At 67.9% G+C, this 20,326-nt stretch carries 19 protein-coding genes; 5 read left to right on the forward strand and 14 right to left on the reverse strand.

Going from position 1 to position 20,326, the window contains the following annotated elements; all coding sequences use genetic code 11:
• Positions 1-37: 37 nt before the first annotated feature.
• The 9 genes from ACM6JT_RS05670 to ACM6JT_RS05710 form a co-directional block, all read right to left on the reverse strand.
• Positions 38-1,234, reverse strand: a complete 1,197-nt coding sequence (locus ACM6JT_RS05670) for a pyridoxal phosphate-dependent aminotransferase (protein ID WP_414856091.1) — start codon at positions 1,232-1,234, stop codon at positions 38-40.
• Positions 1,235-1,296: 62 nt separating this feature from the next.
• Positions 1,297-1,734, reverse strand: coding sequence for a transcription antitermination factor NusB (nusB, locus tag ACM6JT_RS05675; RefSeq protein ID WP_034182947.1), 438 nt, complete (start codon positions 1,732-1,734; stop codon positions 1,297-1,299).
• Positions 1,731-2,249: a 6,7-dimethyl-8-ribityllumazine synthase gene (gene ribH, locus ACM6JT_RS05680; RefSeq protein WP_011351235.1), complete on the reverse strand. Its 519-nt coding sequence runs from the start codon at positions 2,247-2,249 to the stop codon at positions 1,731-1,733. The genes nusB and ribH overlap by 4 nt, the downstream gene beginning before the upstream one ends.
• A 53-nt stretch (positions 2,250-2,302) precedes the next feature.
• Positions 2,303-3,445 carry a bifunctional 3,4-dihydroxy-2-butanone-4-phosphate synthase/GTP cyclohydrolase II gene (gene ribBA / locus ACM6JT_RS05685; protein WP_034182948.1) on the reverse strand — a complete coding sequence of 381 codons (1,143 nt, stop codon included), beginning with the start codon at positions 3,443-3,445 and terminating at the stop codon, positions 2,303-2,305.
• Between the two features lie 147 nt (positions 3,446-3,592).
• Positions 3,593-4,111 carry a DUF1993 domain-containing protein gene (locus tag ACM6JT_RS05690; protein WP_414856092.1) on the reverse strand — a complete coding sequence of 173 codons (519 nt, stop codon included), beginning with the start codon at positions 4,109-4,111 and terminating at the stop codon, positions 3,593-3,595.
• A gap of 446 nt (positions 4,112-4,557) precedes the next feature.
• Positions 4,558-5,187: a riboflavin synthase gene (locus ACM6JT_RS05695; RefSeq protein WP_414856093.1), complete on the reverse strand. Its 630-nt coding sequence runs from the start codon at positions 5,185-5,187 to the stop codon at positions 4,558-4,560.
• 14 nt (positions 5,188-5,201) lie between these two features.
• A complete protein-coding gene (ribD, locus tag ACM6JT_RS05700) occupies positions 5,202-6,323 on the reverse strand; it encodes a bifunctional diaminohydroxyphosphoribosylaminopyrimidine deaminase/5-amino-6-(5-phosphoribosylamino)uracil reductase RibD (RefSeq protein ID WP_034182951.1) in 1,122 nt (373 codons plus the stop codon).
• Positions 6,324-6,338: 15 nt separating this feature from the next.
• Entirely contained in the window at positions 6,339-7,622 is a 1,284-nt protein-coding gene (gene hemL, locus ACM6JT_RS05705; RefSeq protein ID WP_414856094.1) for a glutamate-1-semialdehyde 2,1-aminomutase, read from the reverse strand.
• Between the two features lie 173 nt (positions 7,623-7,795).
• Entirely contained in the window at positions 7,796-8,248 is a 453-nt protein-coding gene (locus ACM6JT_RS05710) for a hypothetical protein (protein WP_034182952.1), read from the reverse strand.
• Positions 8,249-8,494: 246 nt separating this feature from the next.
• Here ACM6JT_RS05710 and ACM6JT_RS05715 point away from each other — a divergent pair, with 246 nt between their 5' ends.
• Positions 8,495-9,712, forward strand: a complete 1,218-nt coding sequence (locus ACM6JT_RS05715) for a Bcr/CflA family multidrug efflux MFS transporter (protein WP_034182953.1) — start codon at positions 8,495-8,497, stop codon at positions 9,710-9,712.
• A gap of 101 nt (positions 9,713-9,813) precedes the next feature.
• Here ACM6JT_RS05715 and ACM6JT_RS05720 read toward each other — a convergent pair whose 3' ends face one another.
• The 3 genes from ACM6JT_RS05720 to zwf form a co-directional block, all read right to left on the reverse strand.
• Positions 9,814-11,742 carry a bifunctional transcriptional regulator/glucokinase gene (locus tag ACM6JT_RS05720; RefSeq protein WP_034182954.1) on the reverse strand — a complete coding sequence of 643 codons (1,929 nt, stop codon included), beginning with the start codon at positions 11,740-11,742 and terminating at the stop codon, positions 9,814-9,816.
• On the reverse strand, positions 11,720-12,400 hold the full coding sequence (pgl, locus tag ACM6JT_RS05725) for a 6-phosphogluconolactonase (protein ID WP_175748790.1): 681 nt from the start codon (positions 12,398-12,400) through the stop codon (positions 11,720-11,722). Before pgl ends, ACM6JT_RS05720 begins: the two co-directional genes overlap by 23 nt.
• Before the next feature lie 88 nt (positions 12,401-12,488).
• Positions 12,489-13,958, reverse strand: coding sequence for a glucose-6-phosphate dehydrogenase (gene zwf / locus ACM6JT_RS05730; protein WP_034182956.1), 1,470 nt, complete (start codon positions 13,956-13,958; stop codon positions 12,489-12,491).
• Positions 13,959-14,390: 432 nt separating this feature from the next.
• Here zwf and ACM6JT_RS05735 point away from each other — a divergent pair, with 432 nt between their 5' ends.
• From ACM6JT_RS05735 to ACM6JT_RS05750, 4 genes are all read left to right on the forward strand, one after another.
• Positions 14,391-15,638, forward strand: coding sequence for an ABC transporter substrate-binding protein (locus tag ACM6JT_RS05735; RefSeq protein WP_414856095.1), 1,248 nt, complete (start codon positions 14,391-14,393; stop codon positions 15,636-15,638).
• A gap of 138 nt (positions 15,639-15,776) precedes the next feature.
• Positions 15,777-16,715, forward strand: a complete 939-nt coding sequence (locus ACM6JT_RS05740) for a carbohydrate ABC transporter permease (protein ID WP_034182958.1) — start codon at positions 15,777-15,779, stop codon at positions 16,713-16,715.
• Positions 16,705-17,562, forward strand: a complete 858-nt coding sequence (locus ACM6JT_RS05745) for a carbohydrate ABC transporter permease (protein ID WP_105393441.1) — start codon at positions 16,705-16,707, stop codon at positions 17,560-17,562. The genes ACM6JT_RS05740 and ACM6JT_RS05745 overlap by 11 nt, the downstream gene beginning before the upstream one ends.
• 110 nt (positions 17,563-17,672) lie before the next feature.
• Positions 17,673-18,791 carry an ABC transporter ATP-binding protein gene (locus tag ACM6JT_RS05750; protein ID WP_131947152.1) on the forward strand — a complete coding sequence of 373 codons (1,119 nt, stop codon included), beginning with the start codon at positions 17,673-17,675 and terminating at the stop codon, positions 18,789-18,791.
• A gap of 90 nt (positions 18,792-18,881) precedes the next feature.
• Here ACM6JT_RS05750 and ACM6JT_RS05755 read toward each other — a convergent pair whose 3' ends face one another.
• Together ACM6JT_RS05755 and ACM6JT_RS05760 are read right to left on the reverse strand one after the other, a co-directional pair.
• On the reverse strand, positions 18,882-19,505 hold the full coding sequence (locus tag ACM6JT_RS05755; protein ID WP_034182961.1) for a trimeric intracellular cation channel family protein: 624 nt from the start codon (positions 19,503-19,505) through the stop codon (positions 18,882-18,884).
• Positions 19,492-20,271 (reverse strand): Smr/MutS family protein, encoded by a 780-nt coding sequence (locus ACM6JT_RS05760; protein ID WP_034182962.1) that lies wholly within the window; start codon positions 20,269-20,271, stop codon positions 19,492-19,494. Before ACM6JT_RS05760 ends, ACM6JT_RS05755 begins: the two co-directional genes overlap by 14 nt.
• Positions 20,272-20,326 lie beyond the last annotated feature (55 nt).

Below are 20,326 nucleotides of genomic sequence, written 5' to 3' on the forward strand. Positions count from 1 at the left end.
TGCGGTGCGCGAAACGGCCGGTGTGCCGGCCGCGGCGTCAGTGCTGCCCGAACAGCGTCGCGAGCCGATCGACCGCCTCTTCGAGCCGCGAGTAGGCCGTCGCATAGGACAGACGGATATAGTCGCGCGGCGCATGGACGCCGAAGTCCATGCCGGGCACCAGCACGACGCCCGCGTCGTGCAGCATCGCCTGCGTGAGCGCGGCGCTGTCGCCGGCTGCCGGATGGGCGACGCCGCCGCAATGCGCATACACGTAGAACGCGCCGTCGGGCATCACCGGAACCGTGAAGCCGAGCCGTTCGAGCGCCGGTGCGATGAAATCGCGGCGGCGCTTGAATTCGAGCCGGCGCGCCTCGTAGATGTCGAGCGTGGCCGGCTCGAAGCACGCGAGCGCCGCGTGCTGCGCGAGTGCGGACGGGCAGATGAACAGGTTCTGCGCAAGCTTTTCGAACGTGCCGACCAGCGCGGGCGGCACGACGAGCCAGCCGAGCCGCCAGCCGGTCATGCTGAAATACTTCGAGAAGCTGTTCACCGTGATGACATCGTCGCCGAACGACAGTGCCGACACGGGCGCCGCGTCGTAGCTGAGCCCCTGGTAGATCTCGTCGACGATCGTGAAGCCGCCGCGTGCGCGCACGGCTGCGACGATTCGCTTCAGTTCGTCGGGTTCGAGCGACGTGCCGGTCGGGTTCGACGGCGACGCGAGCAGCACGCCGCGCGTGCGGTCGCCCCAGCGTGTGCGGACGTCGTCCTCGGTGAGCTGGAAGCGCGCGTCCGGGCCGCTCGGCACGAGCACCGCGCGGCCTTCGGCCGCCGCGACGAAGTGCCGGTTGCACGGATACGACGGGTCGGGCATCAGCACCTCGTCGTCGCGGCCGACGAGCGCGAGGCACGCGAGCAGCAGCGCGGCCGACGCGCCGGCCGTCACGACGATCCGTTCGGGGCTGATCGTGAGGCCGTACGCGCGCGCATAGTGCGCGGCGATCGCCTCGCGCAGCGGCGCAATGCCGAGTGCGCTCGTGTACTGCGTGACGCCGCGGCGCAGCGCGGCCGCGGCCGCTTCGACGACAGGCTCCGGCGCGGTGAAATCCGGTTCGCCGATGCCCATGTGGATAACATCGCGCCCGGAGGACTCGAGCCGCTGTGCCTCCTTCATCAGTTCCATCACATAGAAGGGCTGGATCGCGTCGACGCGTGCGGCGAGCGTGACGAGCGAATCGGCGGTGGTATTCATCGGTCGGGAGGGGGAGAGAATGAAAAACGGGCGCTTGCGCGCCCGTGGACAAACAAACGGTATCAGCCGTTGCGGCGCGCCTGCGTTTCGGCGGGGCGCAGCTTCGCGGCGAGCTTGTCGAGCACGCCGTTCACGTACTTGTAGCCGTCGGAGCCGCCGAACGTCTTCGCGAGTTCGACCGCTTCGTTGATGATCACGCGATACGGCGTTTCGACGTGGTGCGTGAGCTCGAACGTCGCGATCAGCAGCACGGCGCGTTCGACCGGCGACAACTGCTCGATCGGACGGTCCAGCGATGGCGTCAGCGCTTCGACGAGCGTCGCGTGCTCGCGGATCACGCCGTGCAGGATGGCTTCGAGCAGCTCCTTGTCAGCCTTGTCGTAACCGAGCGCGCCGCGCAGTTGCGCGTCGATCTCGCCGGAGGGCGCGCTCGACAGCAGCCACTGATACAGGCCCTGCGTCGCCAGCTCGCGCGATTGTCGGCGGGCGCTCTTCTTCATGCGCGCTCCTCTTCGTCGTCTTCGTCCTCTTCTTCGTCCTCGTCATCGTCGCCGAGCTGGTCGAGCGCCATCGTCAGGTTGGCCATCTCGACGGCGACGCGCGCCGCGTCACGACCCTTTTCGGTCATGCGCGCGACGGCCTGCTCGTCATTTTCGGTCGTCAGGACCGCGTTCGCGATCGGCAGGTTGAAGTCGAGGCCGATGCGGGTGATGCCCGCGCCGCTCTCGTTCGACACGAGTTCGAAGTGGTAGGTCTCGCCGCGGATCACCGCGCCGAGCGCGATCAGCGCGTCGAACTGGCCGCTTTCTGCCAGCTTCTGCAGCGCGAGCGGGATTTCCAGCGCGCCGGGCACCGACACGAGCAGCACGTCTTCACCGGTGACACCGAGGCGCTCCAGTTCCTCGACGCACGCGTCGGCGAGACCGTTGCACACGGGTTCGTTGAAGCGCGATTGCACGATGCCGATACGCAGGCCGTCGCCTTCGAGATTCGGTTGGTATTGTCCGATTTCCATGATCTTGTCCGTGGTGTGGATGAACGGTTATAGGGCGAAAGCGCCGTGGCGGGTTACGCGTTGGACGCCGGGCAGGACTTGGCTTCGCCGCCGGGCATCGGAATGAAGCCCGTGACTTCGAGGCCGTAGCCGGACATGCTGCCCAGCTTGCGCGGATTCGACAGCACCTGCATCTTGCCGACGCCGACATCGCGCAGGATCTGCGCGCCGATGCCGAACGTCTTGAAATCGACCGGCCGGCGCTTCAGCGCAGCGGCCTTTTCTTCCTCGTCGAACGCCTTGAAGACGTCGATCAGGTGTTCCTTCGTGTCGCCGCAGTTGAGCAGCACGATCACGCCGAGGTCGCGTTCCGCGATCTCGCGCATCGCGGCGTCGAGCGTCCACGAGTGCGTCGACACGCCGGTTTCGAGCAGGTCGAGCACCGACAGCGGCTCGTGCACGCGCACCGGCGTATCGACGTCGGGCGACGGCGCGCCGCGCACCAGCGCGATGTGCGGCGAACCGCTCGGCTGGTCGCGGTACAGCACCGCGCGGAACGTGCCGTGCGCGGTCTGCATCGTGCGCTCGGCGATCCGCTCGATGATCGATTCGGTGCGGCTGCGATAGTGGATCAGGTCGGCGATCGTGCCGATCTTCAGACCGTGTTCCTTCGCGAATTCGATCAGGTCGGGCAGGCGCGCCATCGTGCCGTCGTCCTTGATGATCTCGCAGATCACCGCGGCCGGCGTGAGGCCCGCGAGCGCGGTGAAGTCGCAGCCGGCCTCGGTGTGGCCCGCACGCACGAGCACGCCGCCCGGCTGCGCCATGATCGGGAACACGTGGCCCGGCTGCACGATGTGCTCGGGACGCACGTCGTGCGCGACCGCCGTGGCGATCGTGTGCGCACGGTCGGCGGCCGAGATGCCGGTCGTCACGCCTTCGGCCGCTTCGATGCTGACCGTGAACGCGGTGCCGTACTGCGTGCCGTTGCGGTAGGTCATCAGCGGCAGGTGCAGCTGCTTGCAGCGTTCCTGCGTCAACGTCAGACAAACCAGGCCGCGGCCGTACCTGGCCATGAAGTTGATCGCTTCCGGTGTGACGAATTCGGCGGCGATCACGAGGTCGCCCTCGTTTTCGCGGTCTTCTTCGTCGACCAGGATCACCATCCGGCCGGCTTTCAGCTCGGCGATGATGTCGAGCGTGGAGGCGAGCGTCATAAGGGGGCGAGAAAGAGGAAAGTGCGTATTTTACGCCAGCCGGACGGCGTTTCGGCTGGCGCGGGTTGCGCCCGGCCGGCAAGCGCTCCGGAAGTCGGTGCGGCCGGCCTGCGCGGCAGGCCCGGCCGGGCCGCCGCGCGTCATGCGTCACGCGTGCTCGTTGCGTCCGCCGAGGTAGTCGAGCTTGCCGAGCTCGACGCCGCTGTGGCGCAGGATGTCGTACGCGGTCGTCACGTGGAAGAAGAAATTGGGCAGCACGAAGTTCAGCAGGTACGACTGGCCGGTGAACTCGATCGGGCCGACGCGCATCTTCAGCACGATCTGGCGCGCCTCGCTGCCGTCGATCTGCGCGGCGTCGAAGCTTTTCAGGTAGTCGATCGTCTTCTGGATGCGCGCGTGCAGTTCGTCGAAAGTCTGCTCGACGTCCGGGTAGCTCGGAATCTCGGCGCCGGAGAGCCGCGCGGCGCAGCCCTTGGCCGTGTCGGTCGCGATGTAGACCTGGCGGACGAGCGGCAGCATGTCCGGGTAGAGGCGCGCGCCGACGAACACCGACGGGTCGATCTGCTTCTCGGCCGCGTGCGCCTGCGCCTTGCCGAGGATGTGCTGCAGGTTGGTCAGGCCGCGGATCAGGACGGGCAGCGAAGCCTGGTACATCGAGATGGACATGGGAACGACTCCTGTGGGAAGAGGGGCGGCCGGTACGCGGCGCGTCGTGCGTTGCGGCGTTGAAACCGCTGTCGACGCATCTTAGCGCGACGGCATGACCCGTGCGCGTCGTTGGCCGTTCGGCCGAGGATCGGGCCCGCGAGTCGACGAGCGGATGCGACGGGAATTGTTGCGATGGACCGCAGATATCGGAATCGACCGGCCGACCGGACAGGCGGCGGTTGGAAATGGGGCCAGGGAGTCGTCCCGTCATCGACGAGGCGGTGAAGCGCTGAAAGACGGATCGCCCGACGAGGCGGCAATGCGCTCATGGAGCGGCTCGCCGGTACACGTAGCGGTTCGCGCGCGACGGCCGGCGATTGTCGGAAAACGGCGGCGATGCGGACCCGGGCGGCCCGGGGCCGAACCGCCGGCCCCCATTCTCAAGAAAGCACGAAAAAGGACGATCAGTCCTGATGCATGCCTTGCGACGTCGACAGCATCCGCTCCACATACCGCGCGATCATGTCGACTTCGAGATTGACCTTGTCGCCGGCCTTCAGGTGGCGCAGCGTCGTGACCTCGACCGTATGCGGAATCAGGTTGATCGAGAATTCGCAGCCGTCCGCACGATCGTCGATCGTGTTGACGGTCAGGCTCACGCCGTTGACCGTGATCGACCCCTTGTACGCGAGATAGCGGCCGAGCTCGCGCGGCGCGACGATCCGCAGCTCGTGCGACTCGCCGACCGGAGCGAAGCGGGTCACGGTGCCGAGGCCGTCGACGTGGCCCGACACGATGTGCCCGCCGAGGCGGTCGTGCGCGCGCAGCGCCTTCTCGAGGTTCACTTCGCCGGGTTGCGCGAGGCCGACCGTGCGGTTCAGGCTTTCGCGCGACACGTCGACGTCGAACGCGGCGTCGGTCTTGTCGATCACCGTCATGCACGCGCCCTGGATCGCGATGCTGTCGCCCAGCGCGACATCGGCGAGGTCGAGCCCGCCGGCCAGCACGGTCAGGCGCACTCCGGCATCGGCCGACGTGCCGAGCGGATCGATCGATTCGATGCGGCCGACGGCCGCGACAATTCCGGTAAACATCGTGACGGTCCCGTTCAGTGCGTGGCGTCGGGCGGCGCGACACGCGCCAGGATCCGCAGATCGTCGCCGATCCGCTCGATACCGTGAAACGACAGTCGCGTGCGTGCGTCGAGGCTCGCCGGCGCGGCGAGGTCGAACATGCCGGCCGCGTCGGCGCCCAGCAGGCTCGGCGCGAGATAGACGAGCAATTCGTCGACGCAATGCTCGCGCAGCAGCGAGCCGTTCAGCTTGTGGCCGGCCTCGACGTGCAGTTCGTTGACGCCGCGCGCGCCGAGCGCCGCGAGCATCGCGGGCAGGTCGACCTTGCCGTGCGCATTCGCGAGCGACACGATTTCCGCGCCGCGCGACTTCAACACGTTCGCGCGCATTTCGCCGCTCGCATCGAGCCGGCCGCAGAAGATCAGCAGCGGAGGGCCTTCGAGCAGCCGTGCGTCGAGCGGCAGGTCGAGGCGGCTGTCGACCAGGATGCGCTGCGGCTGGCGCGGCGTGTCGATGCCGCGCACGGTCAGCAGCGGGTTGTCCTCGCGCACGGTGCCGATGCCGGTGAGGATCGCGCAGGCGCGCGCACGCCACGCGTGCCCGTCGAGGCGCGCGGCTTCGCCGGTGATCCACTGGCTTTCGCCGGACGGCAGCGCGGTGCGGCCGTCGAGCGACGCGGCGGTCTTCATCCGCACCCACGGGCGGCCGCGCGTCATCCGCGACACGAAGCCGATGTTCAGTTCGCCGGCTTCATGCGCGAGCAGCCCGCAGCGCACGTCGATGCCCGCGTCGCGCAGCATGCCGAGGCCGCGCCCCGACACCTGCGGATTCGGGTCTTCCATCGCGGCGACGACCTTCGCGACGCGCGCTTCGCTCAGCGCGTTCGCGCACGGCGGCGTGCGGCCGAAATGGCTGCACGGCTCGAGCGTCACGTAGACGGTCGAGCCCGCGACGTCGTGGCCGCGCGAGCGCGCGTCCTTCAGCGCCTGCACTTCCGCGTGGTCCTGGCCGGCCGGCTGCGTGAAGCCTTCGCCGATCACGTCGCCGTCCTTGACGATCACGCAGCCGACGCGCGGATTCGGCGCCGTCGTATACATGCCGCGCGCGGCGAGCGCGAGCGCGCGCTCCATATGGGCGAAATCGGTATCCGAGAACATGCGCGCGGCCCCGGGTCAGGCGGCGAGTGCCGCGAACGCGCGGCGCGCGGCCGCGAGCGTCGCGTCGATCACCGCGTCGTCGTGCGTGCTCGACACGAAACCTGCCTCGTACGCGGACGGCGCGAAGTACACGCCCTCGTCGAGCATCAGGTGGAAGAAGCGGTTGAAGCGCTCGGTGTCGCTCTTCGTGACTTCCGCGAAGCTGGTCGGCACGCGCTCCGCGAAGTAGAGGCCGAACATCGCGCCGATCGAGTCGGCCGCGAACGGCACGCCGGCCGCGCGCGCTTCGGCCGCGAGGCCGTCGGCGAGACGCTTCGTCTGCGCGGTGAGCGCGTCGTAGAAGCCCGGCGCCTGGATCAGCTGCAGCGTCTTCAGGCCCGCGGCGACCGCGATCGGGTTGCCCGACAGCGTGCCGGCCTGGTAGACGCCGCCGAGCGGCGCGAGGTGGGCCATGATGTCGCGGCGGCCGCCGAACGCGGCGGCCGGCATCCCGCCGCCGATCACCTTGCCGAGGCAGGTGAGGTCGGCCGTGATCCCGTAGTACGCCTGCGCGCCGCCGAGCGCGACGCGGAACCCGCACATCACCTCGTCGAAGATCAGCACGGCGCCGTGCTTCGTGCACAGCGCGCGCAGCGCATTCAGGAATTCGGGCGTGCCGCGCACGAGGTTCATGTTGCCGGCCACCGGCTCGACGATCACCGCGGCGATTTCATCGCCGAACGCGCCGAACGCTTCCTCGAGCGCGGCGACGTTGTTGTATTCGAGGACGGTCGTGTGCTTCGCGATGTCGGCGGGCACGCCGGCCGACGTCGGGTTGCCGAACGTCAGCAGGCCGGAGCCGGCCTTCACGAGCAGGCTGTCCGCGTGGCCGTGGTAGCAGCCCTCGAACTTGACGATGCGGCTGCGGCCCGTGAAGCCGCGCGCGAGACGCAGTGCGCTCATCGTGGCCTCGGTGCCGCTCGACACCATCCGCACCTGCTCGATCGACGGCACGAGCTTGCAGATTTCCTCGGCGATCTCGATCTCGGCCTCGGTCGGCGCGCCGAACGAGAAGCCGTCGGCCAGCACGTTCTGCACGGCCGACAGCACTTCCGGATGGACGTGGCCGACGATCATCGGGCCCCACGAGCCGATGTAGTCGATGTATTGCTTGCCGTCGGCATCCCAGAAATACGGGCCTTGCGCGCGCGCGACGAAACGCGGCGTGCCGCCGACCGAACGGAATGCGCGCACCGGCGAGTTGACGCCGCCGGGAATGGTATTCTGGGCGCGTTCGAAGAGGATCTGATTATTGGACATGGGCGAAACCTGCGAGAGAAGGGCGCGGGGGCCTGTGCACGGGCCGCGGCGCCTGGGCGGAACGATCGTCTGATTGTACCGGAGACGCGCGCGGCGGGCCCGCGAGACGGTCTGCGGCCTTTCGGCACGCGGACTGGAAAGGAGGGCCCGATTTGTCCCGGCGATCGGCCCGGTTATCGCGGCGGCTTGCGCTTGCCGGTCAGCTCCGCCCAACGCTTCTCGAGCGGGCCTTCGACCATCGGCTTGATCGACGTGCCGGAGCTCTGCGCATCCCAGGTCTGCACCGAGTACGGGTGGACGCGCAGCGCGTCGCGCGCGATCACGACGTCCTGGTGCGCGTCGACCAGCCAGTCGTACACGAAGTCGATGCATAGCCGGTAACCGCGCTTCGTCGACGGATCGGGCACCTCGTACGGCGCGCGCGTCACGTAGCCGGAGCCGAACACGCCCTTGGGCTCCTTCGCGACGCGGTGCAGGAATACGCGGTCGCCCGGCAGGATGCCGCGCGCGAAGCCGCAGCCCCACACGTCATGCACGGCCTCGCCGGCCTTCACGCGCGCGGCGACGTCGGGCAGTTCGGGCCATGGCCATTTCTTGGGGCTCCAGATCAGCAGGAAAGCGGTCATCGGTTCGGTCGTGCGTCGAATTGGTCAGACAAGAGAAGCAGGCAGCAGCAAGCTTAATCGAATCCGCGCGCGATCCCGCGAGACGGGCGCCGCGCCGGTGTTTCCCGGCCTGCTGCCGCACGCGGCCCGCAGCACGCAAAAAAGTTGCGCGTACAATCATGGGCCCGAGCGCGCCGTCCGCGGCGCGGCCTCCCGTCTTCACCGCCACGCGCGTCCCGATGCGCGCGGGCTCCATTCCGGATACCCATGTCTCACGTCGTCCGGCGCCGGCCCGATGCCCGGCTGATCCTGTTGCTCGGCGCGCTCGCCGCCTGCGGGCCGATCGCCACCGACATGTACCTGCCGAGCCTGCCGTCGATCGCCGACGGCTTCTCCGTCAGCCCCGGCGCCGCGCAGCGCACGCTGACGAGCTTCATGGCCGGCTTCTCGATCGGCATGCTGCTGTACGGCCCGCTGTCCGACACGTGGGGCCGCCGGCCCGTGCTGCTCGGCGGCATCGCGCTGTTCACGCTCGCGAGCATCGGCTGCTTCGTGTCGGGCTCGATCGACATGCTGATCGTCGTGCGCTTCCTGCAGGCGCTCGGCGCCGGCGCCGCGTCGGTGCTGGCACGCGCGATCGCGCGCGACGCGCACGAGCCGAGCGACGCGGCGAAGGTGCTGTCGATGGTCGCGATCGTCACCGCGGTCGGGCCGCTGCTCGCGCCGCTGATCGGCGGCCAGATCCTGCGCTTCTCGGGCTGGCGCGGCGTGTTTGTCGTGCTGGCCGTGTTCGGCGCGGTATGCGCGGCGACCGCGTACCTGCGCGTGCCCGAAACCTGGCCGAAGGAGCGGCGCAAGAGCACGGCCGTGCTCGCGTCGTTCGCGTCGTACGGGCGCATCCTGTCCGACCCCGTCGCATGGGGGCACATGCTGTGCGGCGGGATGGCATTCGCGTCGATGTTCTCGTACATCACCGCGACGCCGTTCGTGTACATCGAGTATTTCCACGTGTCGCCGCAGCACTACGGGCTGCTGTTCGGCCTGAACGTCGTCGGGATCATGATCGGCAACTTCGCGAACACGCGGCTCGTCGGCCGCGTCGGCTCGCTGCGCATCATCGCGGCCGCGTCGCTCGTGAGCTGCATCGCGTCGCTCGCGGTCGCGCTCGTCGCGCTGACCGGGTGGGGCGGGCTGTGGTCGATCGTCGTGTGCCTGTTCTTCGTCGTCGGCGTGGTCGGGATCCTGTCCGCGAACTGCACGACCGACCTCATGCATCGCTATCCGCACAACGCGGGCGCGTCGGCCGCCGTGTTCGGCGCGATGCAGCTCGCGCTCGGCGCGCTCGCGAGCGTCGCGATCGGCGCACTCGCGGACGGCACGCCGTTCGCGATGGGCGTGACGATCGGCGTCACGGGCGTGCTGTGTCTGGCCGGACGCTTCCTCGTGCTGCGCTGGCACGGGCGGCCGGTGAAAGCGGGCGCCTGAACCGGCGCAGCCGGGCGGCACAAAGAAAAACGCCACCGTGCGCGATGCGCCGGTGGCGTTTTTTCTTGGGGTGCGCGAAGCGGCTGACGCCGCGCCGTGCATCAATCCCGCGCGACGTCCTTCGCCGCCGGCGACGCGCCGTGGCTCAGCCAGTCGAGCACGTCGGCCGTTTCGTCGTCGCTCGCGCGCGCCTTCGCCTGCGCGACGGCCTCGGGCAGTTCGCCGTTCGGCGACGCGCGGCGGATCGCGACGCCGACCGCGAGGATGTCGATCATCAGCAGATGCAGGATCCGCGAGATCATCGACAGCTGCGACTCGCGCATCTCGATATGGTCGGTTTCGAGCGCGACGGTCGCGCGCTTCGCGAGCGGCGTGTTGCTCGACGTGATCGCGATCACCTTCGCGCCGGCCTGCATCGCGACGTCGAGCACGCGCAGCAGCTCGGGCGCACGCCCCGACTTCGACACCGCGACGATCACGTCGCCCTTGCCGAGCAGCGCGGCCGACGCGGCCTGCATGTACAGGTCGCCGTACGCGATCGTCGGGATCCCGAAGCGGAAGAACTTGTAGTGCGCGTCCTGCGCGACGATGTTCGAGTTGCCGAGCCCGTAGAACTCGATGCGCCGCGCGCCGTTCAGGATCTCGATCGCGTTCTCGACATGCTCGAAGTTCAGGTGCTCGCGCAACTGCAGGATCGCCGACACCGTGTTGTCGAGCACCTTCGCGCCGAAGTCGGTGGCCGTGTCGCCGAGATGCACCTGGCTGTGGCTCATCGGGATCGTGCCGGTGAGGCCGGTGGCGAGCTTCAGCTTGAAGTCCGACAGCCCCTGGCAGCCGAGCGAGCGGCAGAAGCGGATCACGGTCGGCTGGCTCACGTCGGCCTTGCGCGCGATGTCGACGATCGGATCGTTGATGATCGAGCGCGGATGGTTCAGCGCGAGATCGGCGACGCGGCGCTCGGCCGGCGTCAGCGCATCGCGCATCTGGCGGATCCGCTCGAACACGGCCGACGACGCGCCGCCCGAGCGGTTCGACAGTTGCTCCGCGAGGATCGCCGACACGCCGAGGAACGCCGGGTATTCGGCGGTGATCAGGTAGGTCGGGATGTTCTCGAGATAGTGCGTGAAGCGGCCCTTCGCCTCGAAGCGCGCGCGGAACGACGAGCGCGTGAACAGTTCGCCGAGCTTCAGCGCGACGCCGCCGCCGATGTACACGCCGCCGAGCGCGCCGAGCGTCAGCGCGACGCTGCCGGCGAACGCACCGAGAATCCCGCAGAAGCATTCGACCGTCTCGAGCGCGAGCGCTTCGCCCGCATGCGCGCGCTCGACGATCTCGACCGTGTCGACGCTTGCGGCGACGCGCTTCTTGTCGCGCGCGGCGAGCGCGCGATAGATGATCTCCATGCCGGGGCCCGCGCACACGCGCTCGAACGACACGTGCGGAAACTTCTTGCGCGCGTATTGCAGCACCAGGTCCTCGCGCTCGTCCTGCGGCGCGAACGACGCGTGGCCGCCCTCGCTGCCGAGCGCGATCCAGCGGTCGTCGGCCGGAATCAGCCCCGACACGCCGAGCCCGGTGCCGGGCCCGAGCAGCCCGATCACGCTGTTCTGGCGGCGCGTGCCGCCGCCGACCTGCACGCGCTGCGCGTCGGTCAGGCCCGGCAGCGCCATCGCGAGCGCGGTGAAATCGTTGACGACGAGCAGCGTGTCGAAGCCGAGCGCACGGCGCGTCGCCTCGATCGAGAAGCTCCAGTCGTGGTTGGTCATCGTGACCTGGTCGCCGTCGACCGGATTGGCGATCGCGATCGCCGCGTGGTTCACGCGGCTGATCTTCACGTCCTTCAGGTACTTGCGGATCGCGTCGGTGATCGTCGGATAGTCGGCGCCGGGATATACGCGGATCTGCGTGATCTCGCCCGGGCCGGTTTCCAGCGCGAAGCGCGCGTTGGTGCCGCCGACGTCCGCGAGCAGGCGCGGGCCGTCGGCATGCTGACCCGCGACGACCGCCTTAGTTTGCGCACCAGTAGACATCGAGCTGGGTCCCCTTGTCGTTGGCCAGTTGGGAAATCGCGTTCTTCTGCAGCGACGCGGCCGCGGCGTCGAGCACGGCGCGCTTGGCGGGGCCCGCGATCAGCAGGAACAGCCGGTCGACGCGCTTGAGCGCATCGAGCGAAAAGCTCACGCGCGCATGCGGCGCGGCGCCCGGATGTACGGCGACGAAACGCTCGGGCGTCGCGATCGCGTGGTCCCATTCGGGCGCGTCGGCGAAGATCGACGCGGTGTGGCCGTCTTCGCCCATGCCGAGCACCGCGACGTTCGGCACGCGGTAGTCGGCGTTCGCGTTCAGCGCGGCGACGTGCGCGTCGAGCGTGGCGCGCGTGTCGACGAGCGGCAGGAAGCGGGCAGGGGCCGCCGCGTGCTGCAGCAGCGTGTCGCGCACGAGGTGCGCGTTGCTGGCCGCGTCGTTTTCCGGCACCCAGCGGTCGTCGACCAGCGTCACGTCGACGCCGGCCCAGTCGAGCGCCGCATGCGACAGCGTTTGCAGGAACGGGCGCGGGCTCGTGCCGCCGGACACCGCGAGCGTCGGGCGCGCGGGGCCGGCGAGCGCGGCGCGCAGCGCGTCGCCGACGGCGCGCGCGAGCGCTTCGCTTTGCGCTTCCTGGGTGTCGAAAGCGTGGATCTCGATCACATCTCCTCCGGACTGCTTTGTATGTTCAAATCGTACGAATCGTGGGGCACGTTGCCGCACGCGGTCACGCGCGCGGCAACGGCCTGCATCAGTTTTCTTCTTCGAGCCAGCAGGTGTCGTGCTGCGCGAGCATCGCGCTCGCCGCGGCCGGCCCCCACGTGCCCGCCGCGTACGGCTTCGGCGGCTTCAGCGAGCGCGCCCATTCGTTCAGGATCGGCTCGACCCAGCGCCATGCGGCCTCCTGTTCGTCGCGCCGCACGAACAGCGCGAGCCGGCCGTTGATCACGTCGAGCAGCAGGCGCTGGTACGCCTCCATCTGCCCTTCCTTGAAGAACCGGTCGAACGCGAGGTCGAGGTGCACGCTCGCGAGGTTCATCCCTTCGCCGGGCTGCTTCGCGAGGCAGTACAGGCGGATCGTCTCGTTCGGCTGCAGCCGGATCACGAGGCGGTTCGAACCGGGACGCAGCGCGGTCGGCCCGAGCGCCGAATGCGGCACCGGGCGGAAGTTGACGACGATCTCCGCGACGCGGTCGGCGAGACGCTTGCCGGTGCGCAGGAAGAACGGCACGCCGGCCCAGCGCCAGTTCTCGATCTCGACCTTCAGCGCGACGAAGGTTTCGGTCTGGCTGTCGGGCTTCACGCCCGGCTCGGTCGCGTAGGCCGGCACCTGCGCGCCCTTGATCACGCCCGCATGATACTGGCCGCGCACGGCAACCTTGCCGATCTCGCGCGGATCGACCGGCTTCAGCGCGCGCAGCACGCGCAGCTTCTCGTCGCGCACCGAGTCGGAATCCATCGAGTGCGGCGGCTCCATCGCGACGATCGACAGCAGCTGCAGCAGGTGGTTCTGCACCATGTCGCGCAGCGCGCCGGTGTTGTCGTAGAAATCGCCGCGCGCTTCGACGCCGAGCTCCTCGGCGATCGTGATCTGGATGCTCTCGACCCATTCGCGGCGCCACAGCGGCTCGAACAGCGCATTGCCGAAGCGCAGCGCGAGCAGGTTCTGCACCGGCTCCTTGCCGAGGTAGTGGTCGATCCGGTAGATCTGGCCTTCCGCGAAGATCTCGCCGACCGCGTCGTTGATCGCATTCGACGAGCGCAGGTCGTAGCCGAGCGGCTTCTCGAGCACGATGCGCGAGCCTTCGCTCAGGCCGACCGACGCGAGCGCGTTGCAGATCGGCACGAACAGCGACGGGCCCGTCGCCAGATAGAACACGCGGATGCCGGGCAGCGATGCGATCGCATCGCGCAGCACGACGTAGTCTTCCGCGCGGCCGAGATCGAGCTTCACGTACTCGATGCGCTGGAGAAAGGACTTCCACGCGGCTTCGTCGAACGCCTTGCCGGCCGCCTTGACCGCATGCGGCTTCACATGCGTGTCGACCCACTCGAGATAACCCGCCTGATCCGATTCGTGCCGCGCCACGGCGACGATCCGGCCGCTCTCCGCCAGCATGTTCGCACGATGCGCTTCGAACAGCGCAGGCAGGATCTTGCGCATCGACAGATCGCCGGTGCCGCCGAAAAGTACGAAGGTAAAGCTGGAATCGGTATGCATGTGTCTCCGCCGGGTTTTGGGGTGCTGGGAAGCAATCCGTAGTGCGATAAAAATATTTTTGACACTGAATTGTAGTTTAACTACAATCCGCCGCAAGGGGTAGCACCTGGGTGAAGAAAAAAAGAAGTGCGGTCGATGAACTGCGCGAGCTTCGCCTTCGGGAGCGCCTTGTGCCGAATGTTATCGGACATTGACGGCGCGCATCGTCCGCGCACCGTTGGCCCCGGGCTCGCGTCGCATCATCGCGGCGGGCCAGAAACACAAAGAGGAGACACGCCGTTGAATCTCGATTCACGCTTTCTGTAAGAGCCCGGCCGGTCATCGGCCCCGTACGCTGCATGCGTCCCGCGGCTCGATTTCCCCGTCGTTATCAAGAAGCCGGTTCCCGGTCAGGGAACCTCACGAGTTGATTCAGTCTGGAGGAGATAAGTAATGAAAGTTCGCTCGATCATGGGTGCGCTCTGCGCGGCAGGTCTGATGGCTGGCGCCGTGGCGGCGCAGGCAGCCGAGAATGTAACGGTGCTGCACTGGTGGACCTCGGGCGGCGAGTCGAAGGCCGTCGGCGTGCTGAAGGACGACGTGCAGAAGCAGGGCTACGTGTGGAAGGACTTCGCGGTCGCGGGCGGCGCCGGCGCCGCGGCGATGACCGCGCTGAAGACCAAGGTGATCAGCGGCGACGCACCGTCGGCCGCGCAGATCAAGGGCCCGCTGATCCAGGACTGGGCCGACCAGGGCGTGCTCGTCAACATCGATTCCGCCGCCGGCGACTGGAAGCAGAACCTGCCGCCGGAAATCGACAAGATCATCAAGTACAAGGGCCACACCGTTGCCGCGCCGTTCTCGGTGCACCGCGTGAACTGGCTGTACATCAACAAGGCCGCGCTCGACAAGATCGGCGCGAAGGTGCCGACCACCTGGCCTGAATTCTTCGCGGTGGCCGACAAGCTGAAGGCCGCGGGCATCCAGCCGGTCGCGATGGGCGGCCAGCCGTGGCAGGACCTGACCCTGTGGGAAGACGTCGTGCTGTCGCAGGGCCCGGCGTTCTACAAGAAGGCGCTGGTCGATCTCGACCAGGCGACGCTGACGTCGCCGCAGATGCTGTCCGTGTTCGACACGGTGCGCAAGATCCAGGGCTACTTCGATACCGGCCGTAACGGCCGCGACTGGAACCTCGCGACCGCGATGGTCATCAACGGCAAGGCCGGCATGCAGTTCATGGGCGACTGGGCGAAGGGCGAGTTCGAGAACGCGGGCAAGAAGGCGGGCAAGGACTACATCTGCGCGGCGGTGCCGGGCACGGCGAATTCGTACACGTTCAACGTCGACTCGTTCGTGTTCTTCCAGCAGAAGGGCGACAAGGCCGCGACGCCGGGCCAGCTCGCGCTCGCGAAGACGATCATGACGCCGGACTTCCAGGAGCAGTTCAGCCTGCTGAAGGGCTCGGTGCCGGTGCGCCTCGGCGTGAAGATGGACAAGTTCGACGACTGCGCGAAGAAGTCGTATGCGGACGAACAGACCGCGATCAAGTCGGGCGGTTTCGTGCCGTCGCTCGCGCACGGGATGGCGCAGAGCGATGCGACCGCCGGCGCGATCACGGACGTCGTGACGAAGTTCATGAACTCGCAGCAGGATTCGAAGAGCGCGGTCGCCGCGCTCGCGAAGGCCGCGAAGGTCAAGTAACGCACGACAGGCGCCCGGCCGGACACGCTTCATCGGCCGGGCGTTTTTGCATGTGCAGCAAACGGGCTCGCCCGCGGGCCCGTGCCGTACCCGGCGCCGGCCCGGCCAGCGTCGCCCTCGTTCCAGGAGTCGAATCAAGTGGCTGCCCCTCTTAGCGGAAACGGATCCGGCGGTGCCGATGCACGGCGTACGTCGCCGATGTCGGCCCTCGCCGATCGCTGGATTCCGAAGCTCGTGCTCGCGCCGAGCGTCGCGATCGCCGTGGTGTTCATCTACGGCTTCATCCTGATTACCGGCTATCTGTCGCTGACCAACTCGCGACTGTTGCCGAACTACGAATTCGACGGCTTCGGCCGTTACTCGGACCTGTTCCAGAACGACGTGTGGTGGACCTCCGCCGCGAACCTCGGCTGGTTCGGGATTCCGTTCATCGCGATCTGCGTCGCGCTCGGGCTGTTCCTCGCGATCCTGCTCGACCAGCGGATCCGCAACGAAGGCGCGCTGCGCGCGATCTTCCTGTACCCGATGGCGCTGTCGTTCATCGTCACCGGCACCGCGTGGCAGTGGATCCTGAACCCGGGCCTCGGCCTCGAGAAGGTGATGCACGACTGGGGCTGGACGAGCTTCTCGTTCGGCTGGCTCGACGATCCGGACAAGGCGATCTTCTGCGTGGTGGTCGCGGCCGTGTGGCAGTCGACCGGCTTCGTGATGGCGCTGTTCCTGGCAGGGCTGCGCGGCGTCGACGCCGAGATCTTCAAGGCCGCACAGGTCGACGGCGCGACGCTGCCGACCATCTACCGCAAGATCGTGATCCCGAGCATGCGGCCGGTGTTCTTCTCGGTGCTGCTGATCCTGTGCCACATCACGATCAAGACCTTCGACCTCGTCGTCGCGCTGACGGCGGGCGGCCCGGGCACGTCGTCGTCGCTGCCGGCGATGTTCATGTATACGTTTTCGTTCAACCGCGGCCAGCTCGGGCTCGGCGCGGCGTCGTCGGTGATGATGCTCGCGACCGTGGTCGCGGTGCTGGTGCCGCTGATGTATATGGAATCGAGGAGCACCCGCAATGCAGCCTAAGATGACGATCAGCCGGGCAGTGATCTACGCGGCGCTGATCCTGTTCGCGCTGTATTTCCTGTTCCCGATCTACGTGATGCTGTCGACGTCGTTCAAGGACCTCGACCAGCTGCGCACCGGCAACCTGCTGACGCCGCCCACCAACTGGACCGTCGAGCCCTGGGTGAAGGCGTGGAGCGGTGCGTGTACCGGCGTGCGCTGCGACGGGATGAAGCCGTTCTTCCTGAATTCGCTGCAGATGGTGATCCCGGCCGTGCTGATCTCGTCGCTGATCGGCGCGTTCAACGGCTACGTGCTCACGCACTGGCGCTTTCGCGGCGCGGACGCGCTGTTCACGATGATGCTGGTCGGCTGCTTCATCCCGTTCCAGGTGATCCTGCTGCCGATGGCGCGCCTGCAGGGGATGCTCGGCCTCGCCAATACGATTCCCGGCCTCGTGTTCGTGCACGTCGTGTACGGGATCGCGTTCACGACGATGTTCTTCCGCAACTTCTACGTGAGCGTGCCGTCCGAGCTCGTGAAGGCCGCGCGCATCGACGGCGCGGGCTTCTTCACGATCTTCACGAAGATCCTGCTGCCCGTGTCGCTGCCGATCTTCATGGTGTGCCTGATCTGGCAGTTCACGCAGATCTGGAACGACTTCCTGTTCGGGATCGTGTTCTCCGGCGTCGATTCGATGCCGATCACGGTGGCGCTGAACAACCTCGTCAACACGTCGACGGGCGTGAAGGAGTACAACGTCGACATGGCCGGCGCGATCATCGCCGCGCTGCCGACGCTGCTCGTCTACATCGTCGCCGGCCGCTACTTCGTGCGCGGGCTGACGGCGGGCGCGGTGAAGGGGTAGGCGCGGCCTTATCCGATACGACGAACCGGCCGCGCACGTCGCGCGGCGCATCGAAACGAACCCGACGCGGCGCCGTAGCGCCGCGCGAGACGAGACAGAGGATTCACAGCATGGCAAGCCTTTCCATCCGTGACGTGTACAAGACCTACCCGAACGGGGTGCCGGTCCTGAAGGGTGTCGACATCGAGATCGAGGACGGACAGTTCCTGATCCTGGTCGGCGGTTCGGGCTGCGGGAAATCGACGCTGCTCAACATGATCGCCGGGCTCGAGACCGTGACGAGCGGCGAGATCTGCATCGACGGCAAGGTCGTCAACGACCTGTCGCCGAAGGATCGCGACATCGCGATGGTGTTCCAGTCGTATGCGCTGTATCCGTCGATGACGGTGCGCGAGAACATCTCGTTCGGCCTGAACATCCGCAAGGTGCCGAAGAACGAGCAGCAGCAGATCGTCGACCGCGTGTCGCAGATGCTGCAGATTCAGCACCTGCTCGACCGCAAGCCGGGCCAGCTGTCGGGCGGCCAGCGCCAGCGCGTCGCGATGGGCCGCGCGCTCGCGCGCGATCCGTCGCTGTTCCTGTTCGACGAGCCGCTGTCGAACCTCGACGCGAAGCTGCGCATCGAGATGCGCGCGGAAATCAAGCTGCTGCACCAGCGCCTCGGCACGACGATCGTCTACGTGACGCACGACCAGATCGAGGCGATGACGCTCGGCGACCGGATCGCGGTGATGAAGGACGGCGTGGTCCAGCAGTTCGGCGCGCCGCAGGAGATCTACGATTCGCCGGCGAACCTGTTCGTTGCCGGCTTCATCGGCGCGCCGCCGATGAACTTCATCAACGGCAAGCTGGTCGAGCAGGGCAGCGGGATCGCGCTCGAGATCGACACGGGCCTCGCGCGCAGCGCGCTGAAGCTGCCGTTCGACGCGAAGCGGATGAACGGCCACGTCGGCCGCGAAGTGATCCTCGGCCTGCGTCCGGAGCGCATCACCGACGCACGCAACGCGCACAACGGCGAGGCGTCGAGCCTGCAGCCGATCGACGTGCGCGTCGACGTGACCGAGCCGACCGGGCCGGACACGCACGTGTTCGCGCAGGTGAACGGCAAGCGCATCGTGAGCCGCGTGCATCCGGCCGCGAACCCGCAGCCGGGGCAGACGCAGTCGCTGCTGTTCGACGTGTCGAAGGCCGTGCTGTTCGATCCGGCATCGGAAGAACGGATCGCGTGATGCGGCGTTCGCGCTGAATGAAGGAGAAGGGGCCGACTCGAATGAGCGGCCCCTTTTGTTCTGGCGCTGAAGTTGGCGCTGCGGCGGCAGTCAGTGCGGCAGCCGCACGTCGAACTTGAACGTCGCCAGCCGCGCGGCGAGGATGAAGCCGGTCGCGAGCAGCACGCTGTACACCGAATCGAACTGCAGCCACACGAGCAGCAGGTAGAACCAGCAGCCGACGAATGCGCAGGTCGCGTAAGGCCGCGAATCGCGCAGGATCAGCGGGATGTCGTTGCACAGCACGTCGCGGATGATCCCGCCGACCACGCCGGTGATCACGCCCATCATCACCGCGATGAAGCGCGGCATTTCGGCGTCGAGTGCGATCGACGTGCCCGAGATGCTGAAGATGCCGAGCCCGATCGCGTCGGCGACCAGCAGCAGCCGCTCGGCCGACAGCCGCGACAGCATCCGCAGCACGAACGGCGCGAACAGCGCGAGCACGAAGATCGCGATCACGTAGTCGTCGTGCACGACCCAGTAGAACGGCCGGCGCTCGAGCAGGATGTCGCGCAGCGTGCCGCCGCCGAACGCGGTGGCGAGCGCGACGACGAACGTGCCGACCGAGTCGAGGCGGTTCTTGCGTGCCTCGATGAAACCCGAAATCGCAAACGCCAGCGTGGCGATCGCCTCCAGTACGGCGATCGCGAGCGTCAGCCTAGGATGCGGCACGCGGCCCCCGGTCGGCCGGCGCCGCGAGTGGCTGCAGCAGCACGAGCACCGCGCCCGCGCCGCCGTCGATGCCGCGCGCCTCGCAGAACGCGATCACTTCTTCCTTCTGCACGAGCCACGCGCGCACCTTGCCCTTCAGCACGGGTTCCTTGCCGATCGAGCCGAGCCCCTTGCCGTGGATCACGCGCAGGCAGCGCAGCCCCTTCTTGCCGGCTTCGCGGATGAATTCGGCAAGCGCGTCGCGCGCCTCGTCGCGGCGCATCCCGTGCAGGTCGAGCTGCGCCTGCACGATCCACGCGCCGCTCCTCAGCTTGCGCACCACGTCGCGGCTGATGCCGGGGCGGTGGTAATACAGCGAGTCGTCGCTGTCGAGCAGCGTTTCGGGATCGAATTCGTCGGACAGTGTCGCGTTCAGCACGGCTTCCTCGTCGCGCTGCGTCTGCTTCGGCACCGGGTCGGGCGGCATGCGGCCGGACGCTGCGCGCGGCGGCGCGTTCAGCGGCCGGATCGCGCCGATTTCGTTGCGGAACAGGTTCGCGTCGGCTTCCGCCTTGCGCTCGGCCTTCGCGGTTTCGATGCGCTCGCGTTCGCGGCGATCGGCTTCGCCTTGCAGCGACTTGCGCAGCGCGCCGAGGCCGGCGAGGCCCTGGCCGCGCAATGCGGCCGGATCGGGCGCGGGCGGCGCGGCGGCCGGCGCGGGGTTCGCGGGACGGGCGGCGATCTGCCGCTTCGCGGGATCGCTCGGATGGGGCTGGTTCTTCGCCATGATTCGATAACAGGGCAGGCGCGTTCGGGCGCGCGGGCAAAAAAAAGCCGCTGCG

The organism is Burkholderia sp. IT-111MI5 (assembly GCF_949752865.1).
GTDB lineage: Bacteria > Pseudomonadota > Gammaproteobacteria > Burkholderiales > Burkholderiaceae > Burkholderia > Burkholderia pyrrocinia_C.

What these genes read in the sequence shown, in the direction of transcription:
- ACM6JT_RS05670 (WP_414856091.1), bottom strand. Translation starts at nt 1,234, where the DNA reads ATGAATACCACCGCCGATTCGCTCGTCACGCTCGCCGCACGCGTCGAC.
- nusB (WP_034182947.1), bottom strand. Translation starts at nt 1,734, where the DNA reads ATGAAGAAGAGCGCCCGCCGACAATCGCGCGAGCTGGCGACGCAGGGC.
- ribH (WP_011351235.1), bottom strand. Translation starts at nt 2,249, where the DNA reads ATGGAAATCGGACAATACCAACCGAATCTCGAAGGCGACGGCCTGCGT.
- ribBA (WP_034182948.1), bottom strand. Translation starts at nt 3,445, where the DNA reads ATGACGCTCGCCTCCACGCTCGACATCATCGCCGAGCTGAAAGCCGGC.
- ACM6JT_RS05690 (WP_414856092.1), bottom strand. Translation starts at nt 4,111, where the DNA reads ATGTCCATCTCGATGTACCAGGCTTCGCTGCCCGTCCTGATCCGCGGC.
- ACM6JT_RS05695 (WP_414856093.1), bottom strand. Translation starts at nt 5,187, where the DNA reads ATGTTTACCGGAATTGTCGCGGCCGTCGGCCGCATCGAATCGATCGAT.
- ribD (WP_034182951.1), bottom strand. Translation starts at nt 6,323, where the DNA reads ATGTTCTCGGATACCGATTTCGCCCATATGGAGCGCGCGCTCGCGCTC.
- hemL (WP_414856094.1), bottom strand. Translation starts at nt 7,622, where the DNA reads ATGTCCAATAATCAGATCCTCTTCGAACGCGCCCAGAATACCATTCCC.
- ACM6JT_RS05710 (WP_034182952.1), bottom strand. Translation starts at nt 8,248, where the DNA reads ATGACCGCTTTCCTGCTGATCTGGAGCCCCAAGAAATGGCCATGGCCC.
- ACM6JT_RS05715 (WP_034182953.1), top strand. Translation starts at nt 8,495, where the DNA reads ATGTCTCACGTCGTCCGGCGCCGGCCCGATGCCCGGCTGATCCTGTTG.
- ACM6JT_RS05720 (WP_034182954.1), bottom strand. Translation starts at nt 11,742, where the DNA reads ATGTCTACTGGTGCGCAAACTAAGGCGGTCGTCGCGGGTCAGCATGCC.
- zwf (WP_034182956.1), bottom strand. Translation starts at nt 13,958, where the DNA reads ATGCATACCGATTCCAGCTTTACCTTCGTACTTTTCGGCGGCACCGGC.
- ACM6JT_RS05735 (WP_414856095.1), top strand. Translation starts at nt 14,391, where the DNA reads ATGAAAGTTCGCTCGATCATGGGTGCGCTCTGCGCGGCAGGTCTGATG.
- ACM6JT_RS05745 (WP_105393441.1), top strand. Translation starts at nt 16,705, where the DNA reads ATGCAGCCTAAGATGACGATCAGCCGGGCAGTGATCTACGCGGCGCTG.
- ACM6JT_RS05750 (WP_131947152.1), top strand. Translation starts at nt 17,673, where the DNA reads ATGGCAAGCCTTTCCATCCGTGACGTGTACAAGACCTACCCGAACGGG.
- ACM6JT_RS05760 (WP_034182962.1), bottom strand. Translation starts at nt 20,271, where the DNA reads ATGGCGAAGAACCAGCCCCATCCGAGCGATCCCGCGAAGCGGCAGATC.